A 1,825-nucleotide genomic window follows, 5' to 3' on the forward strand; every position below is an offset into this window, starting at 1 on the left:
TAAGAGATGACTTAAGCCACCTGATAAACAGGTGGCTATTTTTGAAAGTCAAGGTACGGATGATTACCTACTTACGACTGAACGAGAAAGAAAAGCTTTGGAAAAATCCTGGGCGAAAATCTTCGCCGATGAGGTTTTTCCTGCGATAGATGAAGAGCGCTTTTCCGTTTTGTATAGTGATAAAGCCTCCAGACCTAATGCACCTGTAAACGTTATTATCGGTGCGCTCATCATCAAGGAACTTTTTGATTATTCTGATGATGAAATCGTTGAGAATCTGATGCTTGATCTCCACCTTCAATACGCGTTGCATACCACAAGCTTTGCAGAACAGCCGATATCAGACAAAACCCTGAGTCGTTTCCGTAAAAGATGCTATGACTATGAGACACTTCATGGTGTGGACTTGTACCACGACTGTGTAAAAGATCTCAGCGGTAAAATCGCTAAGATAATGAAACTGAATGGACGCATACGCCGTATGGATTCCATGATGATAGAAGCTAACATTCGTTTTCTGAGCCGTATGGAACTGATCTATACCTGTATATCCAAACTGGTTGTTTATCTTACAAAGAAGCAGCCAGATATGGTTCCTGAGCCGCTAAAGCATTACGCAGACCCGAATGATTATAACCGTATCTTCTATCATCAGAGAAATGATGACATGGAAGCAATTATTCAAACCTTGCTGGCAGACGGTGACTGCTTGCTGGAACTGTGCAAAACAGATTTTGAAGAAACGACAGAATACCAGCTTTTTGTCAGATGCCTTTCTGACCAGACAATTGTTGAAAATGATAAACGTCGTCTGAGGACCAGGGAAGATGGCACCATGAATTCATCGGCACTTCAAAATCCATCTGATCCGGATGCCACTTACAGAAACAAATCCGGCAAGTCATACAGAGGATATGCGGCGAACATCGAAGAAACGGTTGGCAAGAATGGCTCTGTAGTGACGGATTATCAGTTTGATAAAAACACTCATACGGACAGTCATTTCCTTCAGGAATCTCTTTCAGCAATGGAAAAGTCTGAAGAAGAAATCATTCTGGTTACAGATGGCGGTTATGATGGCCAGGACAATGTAGCTCTCGCGAAAGAAAAGAACGTGAAACTGGTAACTACCGCACTAATTGGCAAAGAAGCACCGGATGCTTTGGCTGATTTCGAATTCAATGAAGATGGAACCCGTCTTCTGAAATGTGCTGCGGGTCATGAACCGGCAAGCCAGTCTTATACCAAAACAACAAGACAATGCAGAGTCTCATTTGACCGGAATCATTGTGTCGGCTGTCCATATCAGGATCAGTGCCGCCCCAAGATTTATAAAAAAGTTGCCACTTTTATTACCTCAAAAAATGCATCCAACAGAGCAAAAAGCCAGAGAAATATGCAAAGTGAGGAATTCGGCAATTTAGCAAGGTTGAGAAATGGTGTAGAAACCATTCCGGCCAATATCCGAAAGAATTACCATCTTGACAAACTTCCAAGAGGTAAACAACGGGGTAAATTCTTTTTTGGAAGTAAAATAGCAGCCTTAAACTTCAGAAAGCTCTTTGGATTTCGAAAGGGCTTGGGGAATTATGCGCAAAATCCGATGTTGGCATAGAAATAAGCCGGAAGTACATCAACAATTCCAAGGCAATGAAGTCTTTTACAAAAAATCTACTGTAAAATATTAAATTTTCAAGGTTCTTGCAGAGTATCAAACATAGAAAACACTATGTTTTGACCCCGGCATCATGTCATTAACTTAAGGAATCTTTTACATTTGATATTGTAAAAGGTTCCTTTTTTCTGTATTTTTATTGTATAATGA

The 1,825-nt window shown here is 40.7% G+C and carries 1 protein-coding gene; it reads left to right on the plus strand.

Annotation, left to right across the window (positions count from 1 at the left end; translation table 11 throughout):
- Positions 1 to 31: 31 nt before the first annotated feature.
- Positions 32 to 1,615 carry a transposase gene (locus NFS35_RS28775; RefSeq protein ID WP_251210377.1) on the plus strand — a complete coding sequence of 528 codons (1,584 nt, stop codon included), beginning with the start codon at positions 32 to 34 and terminating at the stop codon, positions 1,613 to 1,615.
- The last annotated feature ends 210 nt before the right edge of the window (positions 1,616 to 1,825 follow it).

The sequence above is a fragment of the Acetatifactor aquisgranensis genome (assembly GCF_943193215.1).
GTDB classification, from domain to species: Bacteria; Bacillota; Clostridia; order Lachnospirales; family Lachnospiraceae; genus Acetatifactor; species Acetatifactor aquisgranensis.